At 41.5% G+C, this 18,632-nt stretch carries 18 protein-coding genes; 12 read left to right on the forward strand and 6 right to left on the reverse strand.

Annotation, left to right across the window (positions count from 1 at the left end; translation table 11 throughout):
• Position 1 precedes the first annotated feature (1 nt).
• The 9 genes from rodA to OO007_RS11455 all read left to right on the forward strand — a co-directional run bounded on the left by rodA (position 2) and on the right by OO007_RS11455 (position 9,436).
• Complete coding sequence (rodA, locus tag OO007_RS11415; protein WP_131907740.1) at positions 2-1,117, forward strand: rod shape-determining protein RodA; 1,116 nt, start codon at positions 2-4, stop codon at positions 1,115-1,117.
• A complete protein-coding gene (gene mltB, locus OO007_RS11420; protein ID WP_325808896.1) occupies positions 1,118-2,140 on the forward strand; it encodes a lytic murein transglycosylase B in 1,023 nt (340 codons plus the stop codon).
• A 75-nt stretch (positions 2,141-2,215) separates the two neighbouring features.
• On the forward strand, positions 2,216-2,731 hold the full coding sequence (locus tag OO007_RS11425; protein WP_325808897.1) for an SPOR domain-containing protein: 516 nt from the start codon (positions 2,216-2,218) through the stop codon (positions 2,729-2,731).
• Positions 2,732-2,839: 108 nt separating this feature from the next.
• Positions 2,840-3,967: a D-alanyl-D-alanine carboxypeptidase family protein gene (locus OO007_RS11430; RefSeq protein ID WP_131907743.1), complete on the forward strand. Its 1,128-nt coding sequence runs from the start codon at positions 2,840-2,842 to the stop codon at positions 3,965-3,967.
• Between the two features lie 81 nt (positions 3,968-4,048).
• Positions 4,049-4,321, forward strand: a complete 273-nt coding sequence (locus OO007_RS11435) for an HP0495 family protein (RefSeq protein WP_131907744.1) — start codon at positions 4,049-4,051, stop codon at positions 4,319-4,321.
• Positions 4,309-4,962 (forward strand): lipoyl(octanoyl) transferase LipB, encoded by a 654-nt coding sequence (lipB, locus tag OO007_RS11440; RefSeq protein ID WP_325808898.1) that lies wholly within the window; start codon positions 4,309-4,311, stop codon positions 4,960-4,962. Before OO007_RS11435 ends, lipB begins: the two co-directional genes overlap by 13 nt.
• A 101-nt stretch (positions 4,963-5,063) precedes the next feature.
• The gene (plsB, locus tag OO007_RS11445) at positions 5,064-7,529 is read left to right on the forward strand and encodes a glycerol-3-phosphate 1-O-acyltransferase PlsB (RefSeq protein WP_325808899.1); all 2,466 of its coding nucleotides are present in this window, start codon (positions 5,064-5,066) and stop codon (positions 7,527-7,529) included.
• Positions 7,530-7,744: 215 nt separating this feature from the next.
• Complete coding sequence (locus OO007_RS11450) at positions 7,745-8,167, forward strand: GlcG/HbpS family heme-binding protein (protein WP_325808900.1); 423 nt, start codon at positions 7,745-7,747, stop codon at positions 8,165-8,167.
• A 90-nt stretch (positions 8,168-8,257) separates the two neighbouring features.
• The gene (locus tag OO007_RS11455) at positions 8,258-9,436 is read left to right on the forward strand and encodes a hypothetical protein (protein WP_325808901.1); all 1,179 of its coding nucleotides are present in this window, start codon (positions 8,258-8,260) and stop codon (positions 9,434-9,436) included.
• 117 nt (positions 9,437-9,553) lie between these two features.
• On the opposite strand, the gene bufA2 is transcribed toward OO007_RS11455, so the two are convergent.
• The 3 genes from bufA2 to OO007_RS11470 form a co-directional block, all read right to left on the reverse strand.
• Positions 9,554-9,820, reverse strand: coding sequence for a BufA2 family periplasmic bufferin-type metallophore (gene bufA2, locus OO007_RS11460; protein ID WP_131907749.1), 267 nt, complete (start codon positions 9,818-9,820; stop codon positions 9,554-9,556).
• A 248-nt stretch (positions 9,821-10,068) separates the two neighbouring features.
• On the reverse strand, positions 10,069-10,872 hold the full coding sequence (locus OO007_RS11465; protein ID WP_325808902.1) for a hypothetical protein: 804 nt from the start codon (positions 10,870-10,872) through the stop codon (positions 10,069-10,071).
• A gap of 184 nt (positions 10,873-11,056) precedes the next feature.
• Positions 11,057-11,782: a 2OG-Fe dioxygenase family protein gene (locus OO007_RS11470; RefSeq protein WP_325808903.1), complete on the reverse strand. Its 726-nt coding sequence runs from the start codon at positions 11,780-11,782 to the stop codon at positions 11,057-11,059.
• Positions 11,783-12,091: 309 nt separating this feature from the next.
• Between OO007_RS11470 and OO007_RS11475 the strand changes: the two genes are divergently transcribed.
• Both OO007_RS11475 and OO007_RS11480 read left to right on the forward strand, forming a co-directional pair.
• Positions 12,092-12,778 carry a DUF533 domain-containing protein gene (locus tag OO007_RS11475; RefSeq protein WP_325808904.1) on the forward strand — a complete coding sequence of 229 codons (687 nt, stop codon included), beginning with the start codon at positions 12,092-12,094 and terminating at the stop codon, positions 12,776-12,778.
• A 236-nt stretch (positions 12,779-13,014) separates the two neighbouring features.
• Positions 13,015-13,473 carry a hypothetical protein gene (locus OO007_RS11480; RefSeq protein ID WP_131907753.1) on the forward strand — a complete coding sequence of 153 codons (459 nt, stop codon included), beginning with the start codon at positions 13,015-13,017 and terminating at the stop codon, positions 13,471-13,473.
• An 86-nt stretch (positions 13,474-13,559) separates the two neighbouring features.
• Here the strand turns inward: OO007_RS11480 and OO007_RS11485 are convergent, their stop codons facing one another.
• Both OO007_RS11485 and OO007_RS11490 read right to left on the reverse strand, forming a co-directional pair.
• Positions 13,560-14,309, reverse strand: a complete 750-nt coding sequence (locus OO007_RS11485; protein WP_131907754.1) for a hypothetical protein — start codon at positions 14,307-14,309, stop codon at positions 13,560-13,562.
• Positions 14,310-14,373: 64 nt separating this feature from the next.
• Positions 14,374-15,276 carry a DNA ligase gene (locus tag OO007_RS11490; protein WP_325808905.1) on the reverse strand — a complete coding sequence of 301 codons (903 nt, stop codon included), beginning with the start codon at positions 15,274-15,276 and terminating at the stop codon, positions 14,374-14,376.
• A gap of 86 nt (positions 15,277-15,362) precedes the next feature.
• On the opposite strand from OO007_RS11490, the gene ppk2 reads away from it, so the two are divergent.
• Positions 15,363-16,355 (forward strand): polyphosphate kinase 2, encoded by a 993-nt coding sequence (gene ppk2, locus OO007_RS11495; protein WP_325808906.1) that lies wholly within the window; start codon positions 15,363-15,365, stop codon positions 16,353-16,355.
• Positions 16,356-16,472: 117 nt separating this feature from the next.
• Here ppk2 and dacB read toward each other — a convergent pair whose 3' ends face one another.
• Positions 16,473-18,470, reverse strand: a complete 1,998-nt coding sequence (gene dacB, locus OO007_RS11500) for a D-alanyl-D-alanine carboxypeptidase/D-alanyl-D-alanine endopeptidase (protein ID WP_325808907.1) — start codon at positions 18,468-18,470, stop codon at positions 16,473-16,475.
• Positions 18,471-18,632: the final 162 nt, after the last annotated feature.

Consider the following 18,632-nt stretch of genomic DNA (forward strand, 5'->3'; position numbering starts at 1 on the left):
TATGAACACAAAAAGCGGTTCAGGTTTTGGCGCATACGTACTGCGTTGGCTTAGCTCTCTAGACTTGGTCATGCTTGTTTCATTAGCGCTGCTGATTGCGCTAGGAAGCATTATTTTATTTAGTGCCTCTGGCGAAAATGCGCGGATGATGAATAATCATACGATTCATTTGATTCTAGCAACCATCGTGATGCTAGTTGCCACACAGCTATCCAGCGACCTGCTCAAGCGTTGGTCCTTCTGGATTTATATTTTTGGAATCATAGTACTGATACTGGTACTCATCCAGGGCTCGATGGGTAAAGGGGCTCAAAGATGGTTAGAAATCGGTGCTTTACGTTTCCAGCCTTCCGAAATCATGAAACTGGCTGTGCCAATGATGGTAGCGAGTTACCTGTCTAAAAAAAGTCTCCCACCCAGATTTAAAGAGATTTTTATAGCAACGTTATTAGTAGCAATTCCCATGCTACTAATTATTAAACAGCCTGATTTAGGAACTGCGTTACTGGTTGGTAGCGCCGGATTCTTCGTTATCTACTTTGCAGGACTCCCCTGGAAATGGCTCGGCGCAACCGTGGTTGCACTAATCATAGCTGCGCCCCTGGTATTCTATTTTGGGATGCATGATTACCAAAGACAACGCGTTTTAACCTTACTTGATCCGAGCGCTGATCGATTAGGTTCCGGGTATCATATTTATCAATCTACAATTGCTATTGGTTCTGGCGGCTTTTATGGCAAGGGCTGGCTAAATGGCGATCAGTCTCGTTTAGATTTTTTACCCGAACGTCACACCGATTTTATCTTTGCCGTTTTTGGAGAAGAATTCGGCTTACTCGGTAATTTAATTTTATTCACACTGTATCTGTTTATTATCTGGCGCGGCTTATATCTCGCCATGAAAGGACACGATACTTTTGCACGTCTATTGGGTGGAAGCCTTAGTCTTACCTTCTTTATTTACCTATTGGTAAACACAGGAATGGTTAGCGGAATTCTTCCCGTGGTTGGTGTTCCATTGCCACTCATCAGCTACGGGGGCACCTCTTTAGTGACGTTGATGGCAGCATTTGGACTCCTCATGGGTCTTAGAAAACGAAAACGAGGGTATGACTAAATGTTTAAAAAATTTACGCAATCTTTAATAATAAGTGCGGCGTTAGTATTACCGTCACTTTTGGCCCCCCCCTACTTTGCGGCGGAAATTAAAGGAAATGCTAATTACACTAGCTACCCGGCGATGCAGCAGCTGATAGAACGTATGGTGCAGAAAGGCTTTGATCGTAATTATTTACATCAGATTTTTTCCAGAGTACAACGCGACGAACGCATACTTGAATTAGTCAGCTCGCCAGCTGAAGGCAAACCCTGGCACAAATATCGTCCAATATTTATTACAGAAGATCGTATTAATTCTGGCGTAAATTTCTGGAAGCGCCATGAAAAAGCAATCACGGCTGCCAGCAAGCAATACGGTGTTGACCCTGAATACATTGTTGCGATTATAGGAGTAGAAACCTTTTACGGTCGTAACACTGGTAAACATAAAGTACTCAGAAGTCTCACTACTCTGGCGATGGATTTTCCGCCACGAGAAAAGTTCTATACTAGCGAACTCGAACACTACCTTGAGCTAATGAAAGAAGAAGGCATCAGAGACCCGAATATCTTAACCGGCTCTTATGCGGGAGCGATGGGCTTAGGCCAGTTTATTTCCAGTAGTTACCGAAATTTTGCCGTCGATTTTAATCAAGATGGACACACAGATTTATGGCATCCAGAAGACGCTATTGGCAGCGTAGCTAACTATTTTTCGCGCCACGGTTGGAAGTCAAATGGTAATGTTACAGTACCTGCTCGAATTTTAGGCAATTTATATGCTAAAATTGTAAATACAAAAGCAATTAAACCAGCACATACCATGCAAATATTGCAGCAACACGGTGTTGAACCACTTGGAAACTTTAGTTCCGAAAGGGTATCACTGTTACAGTTACAAGGGTTGCAAGGTTATGAATACTGGATTACGGGCGATAATTTCTATGCAATAACAAGATACAACCATAGCCCTAAATACGCTATGGCAATATTTCAACTAGCTTGGGAAATAAAACGCAGGAAATTAAACGCGGCTAAATAACGTAAAAAATTAAAGTAATAATTATAGAATTTTATATATTTAAACGAAAAACCATTATCCAAAAAGGGGACGATAATGATAAACCGTACACTTAAAATTGGTACTCATATAGTACTTATCACGACTCTCGTTGGCTTAACGGGCTGTAGCACTTTTAGTAAAGTTGGAAAGTCTGCCAGAAATATGACAACCTTTGGTGGCGACAAGAGCACGGCAGGCACTGACGATAAATTAGTCATTCCACCAAGTCTTCGTGAGCCAGGCGCACGTAATACAACTGCAGCACCACAACAGGCAACGACAAAAAGATCTACTGCTTCTAAGCCCGCGCGTAAAGCGACATATCAGGCAAACAAGAACTATTACATTGTCGTTGGCACTTATGCCGATCAAATGGAAGCTCTTGATACTTTTACCCGTCTTTCATCAATTGGTTTAAAAGGCGCAACAATGGAATCTCGCAAGACCAAAACTGGCAACTTGCTACACATGGTTCGTCTTGGCCCTTACACCAAACAAGAAGATATTGATAAGGCGAAAGATAATTTAACCAGTACCGGTTTATCGCAGTTTAAAATTGTAGAAAGCTAGGTAACATTAGTTATAACTGAGTTCTAACTCGGTTATAATTGCTGACTTTAGTAATTACTCATCTTGAGTAGTTACTCTTTCGATATTCGGAATCCATAATCACACACCATGAAACGAATTTTATCTGTCATTTTTTTCTGTTTTATCACTTTTACTCATCAGGGCTGGGCAGCTGCTGCCGCACCTGACATAAAAGCTGATAGTTATCTACTTGTAGACTTTCATAGCGGCGTTCAACTAGCTGAAAAGAACCCTGATAAACGCATAGAACCAGCCAGTATCACTAAGTTGATGACGGCCTATGTAATTTATCAAGAGCTGGAAAAAGGCAGCATCTCACTCGAAGACAAAGTTCTTATTAGTGAGAAAGCATGGAAAATGGAAGGCTCCAGAATGTTTGTAGAGGCGGGGAAAAAAGTACCGCTAAATCGCATGATTAAAGGCCTTATTGTCCAGTCTGGAAATGACGCAGCAATTGCGCTGGCAGAACACATTTCAGGCAATGAAACAGCGTTTGTTGCAAAGATGAATCAAACAGCCAAAGACATGGGATTGAACTCAACGCACTTTTCCAATCCAACTGGTTGGCCTGACCCAGACCATTACACCACTGCCAGAGACATCGTTACCCTAACCCGTCATGTCATCAGAGAGTATCCTGAGCAATACAAACTACACTCCTTAAAAGAATACAGTTACAACGGTATCAAACAATATAACCGCAACAAATTATTGTGGCGCGACCCAACAGTTGATGGTGTTAAAACAGGGCATACAGAATCTGCAGGGTATTGTTTAGTCGCATCAGCTGCACGTAATGATATGCGTTTAATTTCTGTCATCTTAGGCGCTGAAAACGAGAAAGCCCGTGCTGATTACAGTCAGGAATTATTAGAGTTTGGATTTAGATTATACGAAACACATAAACTCTATGACAAAGGTTCGGTACTTGCTGATGCGCGCGTTTGGAAAGGCAATAAGAGCACTGTTCCTGCTGGTATCATGGAAGACTTCTACGTCACTGTTGAAAAAGGTCACTATAATCAACTTAAAGGCTTGATGGAATTAGATGGATCACTTGATGCCCCAATTAAGCGTGGCGATGTAGTTGGGACAGCCATCATTAAAGACGGTGATACCATTGTTAACCAAGTTCCTCTGCTAGCACTTGATGCAGTAGATCCGGGTGGATTCTGGTCTAAAGTGACTGATAGCGTTAAAAAATTATTTAACTAATTTTCTGATCAACATATAAGCAAAAAAGCTTTTGTAACAACTCTAGCAAAATCAAAAGCAATTTAATTTCGAGTAGTAAACATGACCGTGCAAGATGAAGAAACACTCATTGAATTCCCCTGTGAATTCCCTGTTAAAGTTATGGGAGCTGCTATTCCAGAGTTCCATTCTGCGGTTGATAAAATAGTCAAAACTCACGACCCTGAATACAATCCTGATCAAACAAAACAAAATACCAGTAAAACAGGTAAATACGTGAGTTTAACCTTAACCATCCACGCCAAAGACAAACCACAACTGGATGCGCTTTATCAAGACCTTACCAATCACGAGCTGGTAGTTTGGGCACTCTAGGCGACACATTAATCACCAAACAATTAGGTTTAACTAATTACGAAAGCGTTTGGGAGTCGATGAAAGACTTCACCCAATCTCGCGATCAAGATACACCCGATGAAATCTGGGTCGTAGAGCACCCCCCCACTTTCACGCTAGGTAGAAACGGCAAAGAACATCATATTCTTCAAGAGACTTCTATACCTATTGTTAAAGTAGATCGTGGTGGTCAAGTCACTTACCACGGGCCTGGGCAAATAGTTATTTATCTACTGCTTGATTTACACCGTAGAGGAATCGGTATTCGTCAACTAGTCACGTTAATCGAAAATTGCATCGTAGAATTATTATCAGCTTATGAAGTCACCGCCTACAGCGATGCAAAGGCACCTGGCGTATATGTTGATAAGAAAAAGATTGCAGCTCTGGGACTTCGTGTATCTAAAGGTAGAACAACACACGGATTAAGCCTCAATGTTGATATGGACCTAACCCCTTTCGGGTACATCAATCCATGCGGATACGAAGGTCTTGAAATTATACAATGCAAAGATCTGGGGATTACAGATTCGATGCCTGTGCTCTCGGAAAAATTGACTGCGATTATTCATGCAGAAATCATGAAAGCTGCCGAAACTGTCAAAACCACGGATGAATAACGACCAAGAACTCACGCTTCATCACTTTCTTTAATACTGGTGTATAGGATGCATTTAAAACAATCAGCACAACAGTTGCCAGGTTATCTATACTCACTATTATGAGTCTAAGAACAACTTTCAATTACATCGGCCGCAAAGTTTTATATCTTTGGCTTAAAACAGAAGTCATCCCTAATAAGATTGAACAACTAGACATCAATCCTGATTTACCTGTGATCTATGTTTTAGAAACTCGATCATGGACCAATTTGCTCGTTCTGGAAGAACAATGTCATCAATTGGGGCTGGAAGCACCTCTTGCAAATATTGCCATACCAGAATTACACGAGTGGCATTCTGTGTATACCATTGCTCCTCGAGAACCATTCAAAGCCTGGTTACAAAATCAACCGAAGCGCTCACGAATGCTACGCGGCATTATTGAAACACTTAACGATTATCCAGAACAGGAAATACAGTTTATACCTGTGCAGATTTTCTGGGGACGACCAGTCGCGACCCAAAAACACTGGTTGCAGGTTTTATTTTCTGATTCCTGGGGATTTGCCGGTAGAACCCGAACATTTTTCAGAGTTCTCTTCCATGGTCGCAATACCTTTATTCAATATTCAGAAATCATCAGCTATCGAAGTAACCCGTCGAAAAAACGTAATGATGATGAAATCATAGATTCTTTACAACACACCTTAGCTGATCGATTAAAAAAGATTCGTACTGCCACGCTTGGGCCTGATATCTCCCATAAACGCACGCTGGTTCGTGACCTGATTATGAAACCCGCAGTACAGACAGCAATCAACAGAAGAAGTACCGAAGACAATATCAGCGAATATAAAGCCGCACTTCAAGCCCGACGTTATCTGAATGAAATTGTCGCCAACTGCACCAATGTCACCATTCAGGTCATGCAACGCGCGCTATCATCCTTCTGGAACCGCTTTTATTCGGGTATCGAAGTTAATAATAGTGAATACCTGAAGAGCCTCGCACTAAGTCATGAACTGGTCTATGTGCCTTGTCATCGAAGCCATATTGATTATTTGTTACTGTCTTATGTCATCTACTTTGAAGGCTTGGCTATTCCTTATATCGCCGCAGGTAAAAATCTGAATATGCCTGTGATTGGTTCGATACTTCGCGGTGGCGGCGCTTTCTTTATTCGACGCAGTTTCAAAGGCAATGAACTCTATTCCACTGTGATGTTTGAATATGTGGCTGAGTTAATCGCCAAAGGTATCGCGATTGAATATTTTGTCGAAGGGGGCAGAAGCCGCACGGGTCGATTGTTACAAGCAAAACCCGGCATGCTATCGATGACAGTTCGGGGCTTTTTAAAATACCGCAAACGTCCTGTCGCTTTTATTCCTGTTTATATTGGTTATGAAAAACTACTAGAGAGCAAAGCCTATCAGGCAGAGTTATCTGGTGAAGATAAAAAGAGCGAAACCTTTATTAATTCAGTGAAGTCAATCCTAAAGATACGCGGCGAATACGGCAAGGTTTCTACCAATTTTGGTAAGCCTGTTTTTCTAAACAACATCCTGGATCACCAACAACCTGATTGGGCTTCAACAAGTTATGATGATGATTCTCGTCCCTCCTGGACCAGAGATATTGTGGTTAACTTATCCGAGCAGATAATGACTCGCATAAATCAGGCCGCAACGGTTAATTCAATTAACCTGACCGCAAGTGTATTACTTGCTGCGCCCAATCAAAGCATGGATGAAAAAGATTTAGACCATCAACTCGAAACCTATAAAATCCTGATTAACGCGCTTGAATATTCAGAAAAAATAATCGTTACACCAAGATCCGGCATTGATCAAATCAAACATGCTGAGTCTCTCAAAATGGTCAAAAGACGGGCTCACGACCTCGGCGACATTATCTATTTGAATAATAAACAAGCCGTTTCAATGACCTACTATCGCAACAACATTCTGCACTTGTTGGCGTTGCCTTCTATTATCAGTTGCTGCTTTTTCAATGTGCGCACCATGACCAAAGAAGAGATTGTTAGTCTGGTATCTCTTGCGTATCCTTTTATTCAGAAAGAATTATTCTTAAGCTGGGATAAGACGCAACTTGAAGCAGTAATCACCAAAGTGCTCGACCAGCTTGTTGCATCAAGCTTACTCATTCAGAATAAAGAAAAGCAGAGTTATTCTCGACCATCATCGAGTGACAAAGCATACACACAGCTAACGTTGCTCGCGAAAGTCATTTCTCCAGTTCTCGAAGTTTATTATCTTATCGTTGCATTACTCTCTCGGGACTCGAAACAGGAACAATCCACAACGATCAGCAAACAAAAACTGGTCGACGAATGTATTTTAATGTCCCAGCGAGTAGCGATGATTCATGAAATCAACTCGCCCGACTATTCGGATAAACACCTGATTGCTAATTTTATTGAGACGCTCATTCATATCGACTATTTACGTGAGTTTGAAACAGAGCAACTGCAATACAACGAAGTTTTCCATAAAACAGATAAGCGTATACGACTATTATTACCCAAACAAATGCGTTCGAACATCCTGCAAATGATTGGCGAATAATAGGCGAGTAATCTCTGAATAACGCCTAATTAAATTAGGTCACCCCCCTACTTTGAGGGGCTTTTTTAAAAAACGCCTATAAGTAGGGGGGGGGTGATTAAATATTTTAAACAGCGTCGAGAACCATCACTACAACAATTACTTCGACAATAAAAAACAAGTTAAACCTCTAAAAACAAAATAATCATAGCGGTAACTTTTAAAGGAGAACAACAATGCTGAGTATCACACGACTGGATATTGATGATGCACACCTTCTCATCAAAGGGGCTCGTAACAAAGCCAATGAAATCGGTGTACCCATGTGTATAGCCATCACCGATGAATCTGGAAACCTAATTGCTTTCGAACGAATGAATGGTGGTAAAACCCACAGCATCAGTATCGCGCAGGACAAAGCTTTCACTGCTGGTGCCGCACGTAAAGCAACCCACGACTACAATGCAGCTAATGTTCCTGGCAGCCTTGCCTTTGGCATCGATACAGAATGTGGTGGGCGCATAAGCTCAGTCGGCGGAGGTATTCCCGTCGTGGTTAATGAAGAGTTTGTTGGCGGCATCGGTGCGAGTTCAGGAACACCTCAACAAGACATGGAAGTCGCACAAGCGGGAATAGATTATTTCCTTACCAATCTCTAAGTCTTTCATTATTAATTTATTTTTCATATTCATGCCTATTAATAATGTACTATGACATCGATCACAATCATTTATATAAAAGGAGTTTAAATGAAACGCATCAATCAACTGTTTGGAATTAGCTTAATAACTCTCGGTTTATCTGCTTGCGGAGGAGGAGGCTCCAGCAGCAGCAACGACGAACCTGAATCAAGGGACGTATCAGGTCTTTCTGAATGCGACACAATCAATTCAACACAAGCGGTAGTTTGTGGAACAGCGTTAGCCAGTGATGGTGTCACCCCATTAATAAATGCAGAAGTCACCTTACTTGATGACGGTGCTAAACCTAGCGGTGCATCTGCTAGAGGCGTAGAAGACCCTGATGTTTGTTTGACCGATGTTGCAGGAGACTATGTTTGTTTACTCCCTGAAGGTGTTAGTGGAGCTGTTAGCCTGCTCATTAGTCTTTCTGGTTTTGTTGACGCAACCGTAGACACAACGGTTTCACCAGGCTCAGTTACAGAAGCGGGTAGCCAGCCACTAGAAAGTGACAACAGTAATAAATGGGTTGTCGTACCGGGCGCTTTTGATGGAGTACAGGTTTTGTTATCACAATTAAAAGACTGTACCTTATCGGATGGCTCAGGAAACCCATTTAACTACGCAACTGGATCACCAGAAAGTGCTAGAGGTAGCGCGGATTGTGAAAACAAAGGGCTGCTTGTACTCGATGATGAAATTAATTCAGCCGAAGAAGCATCCGCTTTCTTTTCGTCCAATGATTTATTTAATTACGACTCGCTCTTTATTAACTGCTCAGCTGATTACGGCAATGTTTCTGGAGTAAACTCGGTTGTTCAAGACTTTGTCGATGATGGCGGACATGTGTATTTCTCTGACCTTTCGAGCAGTTGGTTATCAAGTGCCTTCCCGGGGAAAATAAACTTCGCAGGGAATTCAACGTCAACAGGTACCATAGAAGCGGATGTAACAACACCAGGATTACAATCAGTAGTCGGAAGCAGCATGGAGATCGAATTTGATCTTTCAGTATGGTCAGCGATTGATACTGTTGAGCCAGATGTTACAACGTTTGTTGAAGGTGATATCACTTCTCTGAGTAGCACTTATTCGGGCATTCATCCTATCACCGTCGGCTGGAGAGAAAATAACAGCTCAGGTTGTGTGTTCTACTCTTCATACCATATAGAAGGCGCGAGTCAGGGCTCTGAACAAGAAAGAGCTATGAAGTACCTTGTTCAAAATATTGATTCTGTTTGTCAATAAGCTAATGAATTATCAATAGCCTAGAGAATCGAGATTAACACTTAGTTAATTTCAGACAATAAAAAGCCCCGATAAGCGTATTGCCTATCGGGGCTTTTTTTAGTTAATTATTGCTAATTAACCTTCAACAACTTTACCGCCTTTGGTGCTGCATTCTTCAGCAGTTGCTTTAACCCAACCTTGACCTTTACAGCTATTTTGGCCTGCACAAGCAGAAGTAGCTGTCGCGCACGCGCTAGTTCCTTTACATGAATTAATACCAGAACATTTAACTTCTGCAGTTTTGCCATGAGACTCAGCTGATGCTGTACTCATACCACCTAAAATAAGTGCTGCTGCGGCTGATGCTAATGCTACGCCAGATAGTTTCTTTACTTGTGACATTTGATTGATCCTCTAGTGATAAATTATTGATTTAAGTTATTTGAGTCTAACAAAAGATTATTCGGGGTAATCCAAGCTACCTTATCAAGTTTTGCAATGATAAGTAGATCATCTAACTACCCCTGTATACGCCAGATCTCATCATATAGATTCATAAACGACAAAAAAATTCAAAAAAGAGTGAAAAATATCACTCTTTTCTAGCAAAATTCATTGCAACCAGAGAATTTCAATAGCTTACTGAAAGATTAAGCGTCTTTCTCAGCCTTTGCCAGATCAGCATCTGTCAGATCAGTGTCAGCTAACCCTTCAACGGCATCTTTTGCCATATCGGTTGCAGAGTCCATTGCCGACTTACCCGCTTCAGCAACATTTTCCGCTATGCCACCAGCTGTCTCTGAAACCGAGCTTGCAGCATCTACTGCTGAATCTAATGCTGCTTTACCAGCATCTGTGACCGAATCGGTTACTGCGGATGCCATATCGCCTGCTGCACTTGTCGCAGAATTAACAGATTCTGCGACTGTATCTGTCACACTTGTTACAACATCTTCCGCAGCACCTGTTACGTTACTTACAGCATCAGTGACTGAATCCGTAGCGTTACTAACCGCATCTGTTGCTATGTCCGTTACACTGCTAGCCATGTCTCCCGCTGCATCTATTGCACCTGACGCGGCATTAGTCGCGGCATCAACTGCACCGCTTGCGGCACCGGTTACTGCATCCGTAGCGGCGTCTACCGCTGAACTTGCCATATCACCAACACTATCAGTAACGTTTGTCACAGCATCTGTTGCTGCAGAGGTTACATTGCTTACCGCATCTGTAGCTGAACTTGCGGCATCACTAGCGATATCTGTTGCATTGGAAGCGGCTTCAGTAGCGGTATCTACTGCATTAGAAACAGCGTCTTTCGCGATGTCAGTAACACTACTTGCTGCCTCTGCGGCGTTATCTATGGCAGAATTTGCAGCTTCGGAAGCTGCATCTATGGTCTTCTCTGCAGCGCCTGAAAACATCTCTTTTAATTTGTCAAAAAGTCCGAACATTGTTGAAATCTCCTGTGGGCATATTTTTATGACATGCCGTTAAAGTGTATAAAAAAATTATAGTCACTCCCAAGCTCTGACTATGACGATGTACATTTTTAGTCTACCGTATTCTTTTATTTTTTTCTTACAAACTTAAACGTACCTGGATTTTTATCAATGTTTTGCAACAGAATAAGAAGTATCAACCGTTCACTTGATTGTGAAAAGTCAGCACCAATACATCGCGATATGCGGGTTTGGTTTCATCGATGGGATAAACTTCACTCACGCCGTGCCAGACCATTCTGTCATCGATCAATACCGCATCACCTTTTTCGGTGAGTACGCTACCAAATACCAGACGCTTATCATCATCATAGATGTGATTTACCCCGCCCGTTATGTTCTGACGTTCGAGCACCATGATCAGAATAAAATCAGCACCATCACGATGAATCCCTTCAGGAGTGGGGTTACCAGGTTCTTCGGCACTCGCGACGATACGGAACTGGTGAGCCTGAACACGCCATTGCTTTTCGTTTTTAAAACTAATTTCTTTGGTGACTAATCGAATCAGCTTTTCTAAGACAGGGCTTTTTACCGTAGCCTCCTTGAACGGTTCAAATTCACGATAGATACCACCATTCATATTATTCCGGTAAGTACTTTGGTAATGCGGCTCGTGGGGCAATAATTCTAACTGGCCACTGGCAAACCAGTTAAACACCGAATAACGTCGAAAACGGTAATGTCCACCATCACTTAAAAAGTTATCTTCTGGCAAGTCATTCCAGCTTTGTTGGAAGGTAGTGAGATCGCTATCATGTTTTTTTAGCCAATCACTCCATTGAGAATTGGTAATATTCAAGCCTTGTAGCAAGCAAAAGCCTTCTGACTTTAAATCTTTTTGAATGTCTATGGGTTTCATTGAATGGTTCTTGTTAAGCAATAAGGAATCTTAACGCTGTAAACAGATACAGTATAGGTACAGTTGTGACTATTTGTTACACCATCTAACCTATATTTTAACTAGAATTCTCGTTAATTCTCTTTTTATACCTTTAATCCAGAATGTTATTTCTCATAATATTCAATGGGCACCCCCCACCTTTGGGGCCTTTTTTTATTGAATCTAATAAAAAATAAATAATATCAATCCATTTTGAGTCTCACTGCTACTATCTAATTGAAAGTAGTGTTTACAACAACTATTCATAATTATAAAGGAGATGATCAAATGAGTTTAATGGGTACATTAGGTAAAGTTGCAATGGGTGTTATCGTTGCTAAAGGCGTCGGTAAAATGATGGGCGGAAGCAGCGGCAGTAGCGGTGGTGGCTTAGGTGGTTTACTTGGCAGTCTTACTGGCGGTAACAACTCTAATTCTGGTAATACCGGCGGCGGCCTTGGTGGCTTACTAGGTGGTCTTGCAGGAAATTCTGGCAGTGGCGGAGGTTTAGGTGGCATTCTTGATTCTCTAGGCGGAAGCAATAACTCACAATCTGGCGGTGGTCTCGGAGATTTATTGAATAACGCGTTAAATGGTAATGACCCTGAAGCAACAAGCGAACAGGATAATCAGGCAGAAGTGATGTTACGTGCGATGATTAGCGCGGCTAAATCTGATGTCGTATTAGATGATGAAGAAAAGCGTAAAATCACCGAGCACCTCGGCGACGCAACACCAGAAGAAATCGCATTCGTTCGTCAAGAACTAGAATCGCCATTAGATACACAAGGTTTAATCCAGAGTGTTCCTCGCGGAATGGAAGAGCAAGTATATTTCATGGCTTTATTAGCGATTGACCTAGACTCAAACCACGAAGCGAAATTCCTCGATGAATTGGCGAAAGGTTTGAATATCTCTAATCAGACGTGCAATCAAATACATGAAAAATTAGGTGCTCCAGCGCTTTATTCTTAATCTGTATTGAGTGTCTTTTAATAGATACAGACAATGCTCTGAGTAAGTCATCGCACTTCTCAGAGCATTTTTTTGTCTACTCATAACTGATACTTAGATAAAAATTTTAATTTTTTTAACTTTCACCCTTCAGATTCGCCATTCGTCAGTAAAATTTGTATTTCATTCTCAAGTACTTACAATCGACAATACAAGCCTAATAATAAAAATTCGTAGCGCAATTTTAGAGTAGAGATATGTTAAAAACATTTATGATCGAAAAGATAGAAGAAGAGGTGTGCTCTGATTCTACAGGCAAGATGACTTTTCATTTAGTCGATGAAAATGGTGATTGTCGAAGAGTTTGCGGTATGACCTTTCTTGATGAGAATGGGCAGGCGCAAGGGATTTCTTCAGAAAGCAAACGTGAACTCCCACTTATAGAAAGCCTATTCAGTGATCGACATAAGAAAATAGTCGATATCGAATTTGATCACTTTAATAAAGTTTATAACCGTGAACTAGATAAAACTGTTAACGAAATTGCCTACGAAAAAGTCTTACAAATGGAAAAAGAGAAAAAACTCTCTTACCGAATAAAACGTTTTTTCAAAATAACACACGAAGAAGACATACCCGAAGATGCGGTGCCTTTGAACGCCGCACAAAAACCTGCGGAACAACAAAAGAACGCTTCACCAAATAGCTCAGAATAGCCTTACCCTTCTAGCCTTCGAATAATTAAAAAAATAGCCGCATTAGCGGCTATTTTTTTGGATGCTCCCCTTAAAATTGAGCTTGTTTAGTTTGCAGAAACAGCTGGTATTGGGTAGAACTTATATCCTTGTGCTTGTGGTGCGTAGTAATAATTAGCATTGTTATTATTCCATGGCATTGTGAAACCATTATTGCTGTTGTTATTCCACGGCATAGTAAATCCGTTACCATTATTATTGTTCCACGGCATATTGAATCCATTACCGTTGTTATTACCCCATGGCATTGTAAAACCATTGCCATTATTGTTATTCCACGGCATTGTAAAATTATTGCCGTTGTATCCATTACTAGTATTCCACGGTTGTGTGAAACCATTATTGTTGTTATTCCAAGGCATGGTAAATCCGTTACCATTATTATTGTTCCACGGCATTGTATAAGCACCCGTGTTAGAAGCCGTATTTGCATTGCTAGTTGAATAAGTATTTGCGGCAGCATTTCCATTTAACTGTCGTTGACCATCCGCATTACCCTTGGCTTTTCCTTCTCCTTGTATATTTCCCTGAGTGCTGAGATCTGTATTGCCTTTAGCTTTAAAATTAATGGCAAAGTCTATTTCTGCATCAGCATTGCCTTTACCCGTTCCCCAACCATTTCCATTAGCCGCACTATTACCTTCTAACTTGCCGTCAGCTTTAGTATTGCCTGTCGCCTGAGCATTCGAATTTGTGCTACCGTTACCATTGTTAAAACCATCAAACCAATTTGCAGAAACCGTTGTCGTTGCTGAGAAAGCCATCAAAGCAGTAGCTAAAAGTAGTTGAGTTTTCATTGAATACCTTCCTGGAATTTTAAGGGGATTAATTAAATAAGTATATTACTTTATACTAATATACTTAATCTGTAAACTCTTTATTCTTTCCTACTTCTCTAATTCTTAGAAAGGATGCGAATCGTGGAACCTTGTTTTTAGTTTTCCCTCTATACTGAAACGTAACGACGTCCCCTATTTTCGGGGGATTACTTCTCTCTTCATCGGTAAAACCAGTACCCAGTTTAAAACGTACTTTCTCATCATTATTTTTTGAATCCGATGTAGCAAACGTTTCTACCAGCAGTGCTCCCATCTTGTCAGTGTATTTCCCTTTTCCCGGAATGTGCCCGATCACCAGCGCTTCGGCATCTTCATAAGGCTTTACTTTTAATAAGTTGCCGCTGCGTTTACCTTTATATAACGATGATCCTCGGTGAAGCATTAACCCTTCTGCACCTGCCTCTGTAATCACCGCCAATTCCTGCATAAGTTGCTGATGACTAGCCACCTTCCATTGTTTCACGGCTTTTAGCCATTTAATCTCGGCGCGTTTTATTAGAGTGTTTAATTCTTTAAGCCGAGAATCAAAGTCTGTCGATAGTTTAGGCATATCAAAAACCATGAACGTTACTTTTTTCCACGCTTCATCATCTGGCCGATGATCTCTAACCGTTCCCACTAACAGCTCAAACTGTTGCCTGCCTATCCAGAGTTCGCCATCCAGAACCTGCTTGGGGAAATCACGAATAAACCATTCTGGCGCATGATAAATATTGCCTCCACGAGACATAAACTTTTCACCATCCCATAAGGCGCGCACACCGTCATATTTTTCGCTAACCCAATACTGATCCAGATTAATCCCTTCGTGATATACGTTTGCCAGCATCAATTCAGGCTTAGATGAGCTTTTAGCGTATACAGGATTAGCTGAAACACCCATCAAAAGGGTGATTACAAGTAATAAAAACTTAATTTGGAGCATAATTTGATATTCGTTATGATTATTTTTTAGGGTACTTCTATAATGAAACATTAAGCCTTAAAAAGCATGAGTATAGGGAGAATATAATGTCTACAAACAATGATTCTAGCAATGAAAAAATAGTCGACCTCAAGGGAGATTCCATGAAAGCCAATGACCACGACGATAACACCATTGAGAATAGAAACGCGGAAGGTGCAGACATTGATAGTCTCGATACAACTAACGAGCTGGAACAGCAAATTATCGACCTTCAGCAACAGATTGAAGAGCTCACAAAAGATCACAGCAAAGCTGAAAAGAAATACAAAATAGAAAAAACACTCAAGCCATTTCAGGCCGAGTTAATTGCTTTGCAGAAGTACCTTGAAGACACCAACAAACGCATGATCATTCTTTTTGAAGGACGCGATGCCTCAGGAAAAGGCGGAACTATCCGACGTGTTACGCGTTACATGAACGAAAAGCATTATCGTCTGGTAGCCTTGGGCAAACCCACCAAAGAACAACGTTCGCAATGGTACTTCCATCGTTATGTCGAACAATTCCCGCATGGTGGTGAACTCGTACTGTTTGATCGCAGCTGGTACAACCGTTCAATGGTAGAACCTGTATTAGGCTTTTGTACGCCAGAGGAACATAAGACCTTTATGAAAGGCGTCGTAGGCTTTGAGAAAGATTTAGTCCGTCAAGGCACAATATTGGTAAAGCTGTATTTCAGTGTCACCAAAGACGAACAGGCGAAACGCTTTGAACGCAGAAAAACAGACCCACTCAGACAATGGAAACTTTCAGAAGTTGATATTCAGGCGCAAGAACATTGGGATGAGTTTACCAATGCAAAATATGAAATGCTAAAACGCTCTCATACATCGGCTGCTCCCTGGGTTATCGTGCGTTCAAATGACAAAAATGCAGCCCGCTTAAATACCTTAAAAGTGATTTTAAACAGCGTGCCTTATAAGCGTTCTAATCCAGATTTAGATTATATCCCCGATCCGGATATTGTTGTTTCTGGTGCACGTGAGATTGAGACAATGGAAGCTGACAGATTGAAGAAAGGTAAATTTAAAGCATAAAAACATGCGACATAAAAAAAGGCCTCAAAGGTGGGGGGTGACTATATTGATTTAGCCACCTCCCCACTTTGAGGCCTTTTTTGTGTACGTTATTTAACGGTAAATCGTTACAGTAGCTTAGCGCATTGCCACCTGATTGCTGCGCCCACCTGAATATACCCATTCGATTAATTTGTCATGCGCCGCTAAAGCTCTTCGTTTCGCACGAGGATCATTATGCAGAATAGCCATCACATAGGTTTTACCATCTGCTGCTTTGACATAGCCTGCGATGCTTCGTACATCACGCAATGTGCCGGTTTTGAAGAAGCCACGACCTCTCACTCCGGTCCCTTTCAGGCGTCTTTTCATGGTGCCATCAACACCCGCTACGGCTAGCGACTGCATTAAGATATTTCGATACGGACTACGGTATGCATCAACCAGTAAATCCCCCACATGCTTCGCACTTATACGAGCTGTGCGGCTTAAACCAGAACCATTTTCAATACGTAATTCCGGAAAGTTTAATCCACGAGAAGCCAGCCACGTACCAATGGCATTAGCACCATTACGCTGTGTGCCCTGCCCTGTAGCTTTTGCGCCTATCGTTAGCATCACTTGACGCGCCATCACGTTATTACTGTCTTTATCAATCGTAGGTAAAATTTCAGCTAAGGTACGAGAATAAGTTCTTAGTAAAGGTCTAGCGTTTGCTGGCGCTTTACCCATAGCAAAGCGAGTATTTAATTTACCACCAACATCACGTTTCCACATCGCTTGCATCGCACCGTAGATCATTTCTGCAGGACGACTAATCACGCGATGGTAACTTCTAGTACCACAACGTCTAGAGAATCGACCGCTAAAAGTTACAACGGTTTGTACACCGTGTTTAGACACTTTGATGTGAGGTCTACACCCTCTTTTGGTGGTGCGCATACGATTCACAATTTTCAAATTATGCGTCGGTGTAGACGTGCTCACATGTACGCGTTTACCCGTAGATCGAACTTGAAAACTGCTTAGGCGTTCATTGTATAACAATGCATCGGGTTGTGCGTTATAGGCAGATTGCGATTTGCCATCAAACGATCCCTGATTCGGTACATTGAAGTAAGTATTATCGAAGACCACACGACCAGAAACATTTCTGATGCCTTTGTTACGAATACCCTGTAATACTTTGCGCAATTCTGCTTGTTTGAACTCTGGAGAGCCGTAACCCTTGATAATGAGATCACCCTGCAATGTTCCACCGCGGATCTGACCTTTGGTGTAAACATCTAAAGGCCAACGATATTTAGGACCTAGTGTTCCCAATGCAGCATAAGAAGTAATCAGTTTCATTACCGATGCTGGTACTCTTGAAGTTGTCTCCTGGTGTCCAAGTAATGGCTTTGGAGAATTAACATCCTGCACATAGGCACTCATTCCATTTGTACTTAATTTCGCGGCCTGTAATTTCGTTTTGACCGTGTACGGTAATGACCGTATCGCCGCAGGTTGTTTGTTTTGACGGAACGCTTTGCGATTAGATGTTAATAATGTGCTTCTGTTTGGCGCTCTTTTAATATCCGCATTAGTAAACGTTGGGATAGCGTTTTTAGCAGGAGCTTGAGTATTACCAGCCAGTTGTTTTTCTTTTAGCTGCTGTTGTTTCCAGCGCCAAATGTATTGCTCTCGGGTTAATGGCTTTGGAGCTTGTTGTTTATTCTGCTGTCTTGGTTGCTGTGCTATTTGCCTAACTGGAGCTTTAGCTTGTGGTACTGGTGGTTTTTTCCAGGCAGGTTGAGCTGCAGCATTTACGGCACGTTGAACCTGTGGCTTTGCAACTGGTGCTCTGGCAACTGCTGCATTTTTTTGCTTTTTAGCGAGTTGTTGAGCTTCCCACTTTGCGCGCCAGATCGCACGTTGACGTGCTAATTTTTCATCCGCTTTTTTTTGAGCTGCGGTTTTAGCAACTGGCTGTTTTGCAATGGGTTTGTTGTTAACCTGTGCGGCATTTGGCGTTACACCGACTGAATTCCAAACTGCCTCCATCGAACTTAGCTTTTCTGCTGCACGCACAGACGTAGACAAAACAATAGTAAAAACAGACCCAAGCAAAATGAGAAAGAGTTTCTCAAATTTCATATTCACACCCTAATATTATTTTCCCGACGAAATTTATTCGATTTATTATTTTTATCTTGAAATGGCTTGATTCTTCAAATGCTTTCAATTAATTATTATTAATGAATTCCAAGCCTTACGAAGAGTATTACATATTAAGCCTTAAGGGAAGCTTAAGGAGAA

Origin of the sequence: Cocleimonas sp. KMM 6892 (assembly GCF_035798195.1) — a bacterium.
Lineage (GTDB): Bacteria > Pseudomonadota > Gammaproteobacteria > Thiotrichales > Thiotrichaceae > Cocleimonas > Cocleimonas flava.

Excerpts from the sequence above, each read along its gene's own strand:
- OO007_RS11430 (WP_131907743.1), top strand. The coding sequence starts at position 2,840 with ATGAAACGAATTTTATCTGTCATTTTTTTCTGTTTTATCACTTTTACT.
- OO007_RS11480 (WP_131907753.1), top strand. The coding sequence starts at position 13,015 with ATGTTAAAAACATTTATGATCGAAAAGATAGAAGAAGAGGTGTGCTCT.
- OO007_RS11475 (WP_325808904.1), top strand. The coding sequence starts at position 12,092 with ATGAGTTTAATGGGTACATTAGGTAAAGTTGCAATGGGTGTTATCGTT.
- OO007_RS11470 (WP_325808903.1), bottom strand. The coding sequence starts at position 11,782 with ATGAAACCCATAGACATTCAAAAAGATTTAAAGTCAGAAGGCTTTTGC.
- OO007_RS11485 (WP_131907754.1), bottom strand. The coding sequence starts at position 14,309 with ATGAAAACTCAACTACTTTTAGCTACTGCTTTGATGGCTTTCTCAGCA.
- OO007_RS11455 (WP_325808901.1), top strand. The coding sequence starts at position 8,258 with ATGAAACGCATCAATCAACTGTTTGGAATTAGCTTAATAACTCTCGGT.
- bufA2 (WP_131907749.1), bottom strand. The coding sequence starts at position 9,820 with ATGTCACAAGTAAAGAAACTATCTGGCGTAGCATTAGCATCAGCCGCA.
- OO007_RS11425 (WP_325808897.1), top strand. The coding sequence starts at position 2,216 with ATGATAAACCGTACACTTAAAATTGGTACTCATATAGTACTTATCACG.
- mltB (WP_325808896.1), top strand. The coding sequence starts at position 1,118 with ATGTTTAAAAAATTTACGCAATCTTTAATAATAAGTGCGGCGTTAGTA.
- dacB (WP_325808907.1), bottom strand. The coding sequence starts at position 18,470 with ATGAAATTTGAGAAACTCTTTCTCATTTTGCTTGGGTCTGTTTTTACT.
- OO007_RS11450 (WP_325808900.1), top strand. The coding sequence starts at position 7,745 with ATGCTGAGTATCACACGACTGGATATTGATGATGCACACCTTCTCATC.
- OO007_RS11490 (WP_325808905.1), bottom strand. The coding sequence starts at position 15,276 with ATGCTCCAAATTAAGTTTTTATTACTTGTAATCACCCTTTTGATGGGT.
- ppk2 (WP_325808906.1), top strand. The coding sequence starts at position 15,363 with ATGTCTACAAACAATGATTCTAGCAATGAAAAAATAGTCGACCTCAAG.
- rodA (WP_131907740.1), top strand. The coding sequence starts at position 2 with ATGAACACAAAAAGCGGTTCAGGTTTTGGCGCATACGTACTGCGTTGG.
- OO007_RS11465 (WP_325808902.1), bottom strand. The coding sequence starts at position 10,872 with ATGTTCGGACTTTTTGACAAATTAAAAGAGATGTTTTCAGGCGCTGCA.
- OO007_RS11435 (WP_131907744.1), top strand. The coding sequence starts at position 4,049 with ATGACCGTGCAAGATGAAGAAACACTCATTGAATTCCCCTGTGAATTC.
- plsB (WP_325808899.1), top strand. The coding sequence starts at position 5,064 with ATGAGTCTAAGAACAACTTTCAATTACATCGGCCGCAAAGTTTTATAT.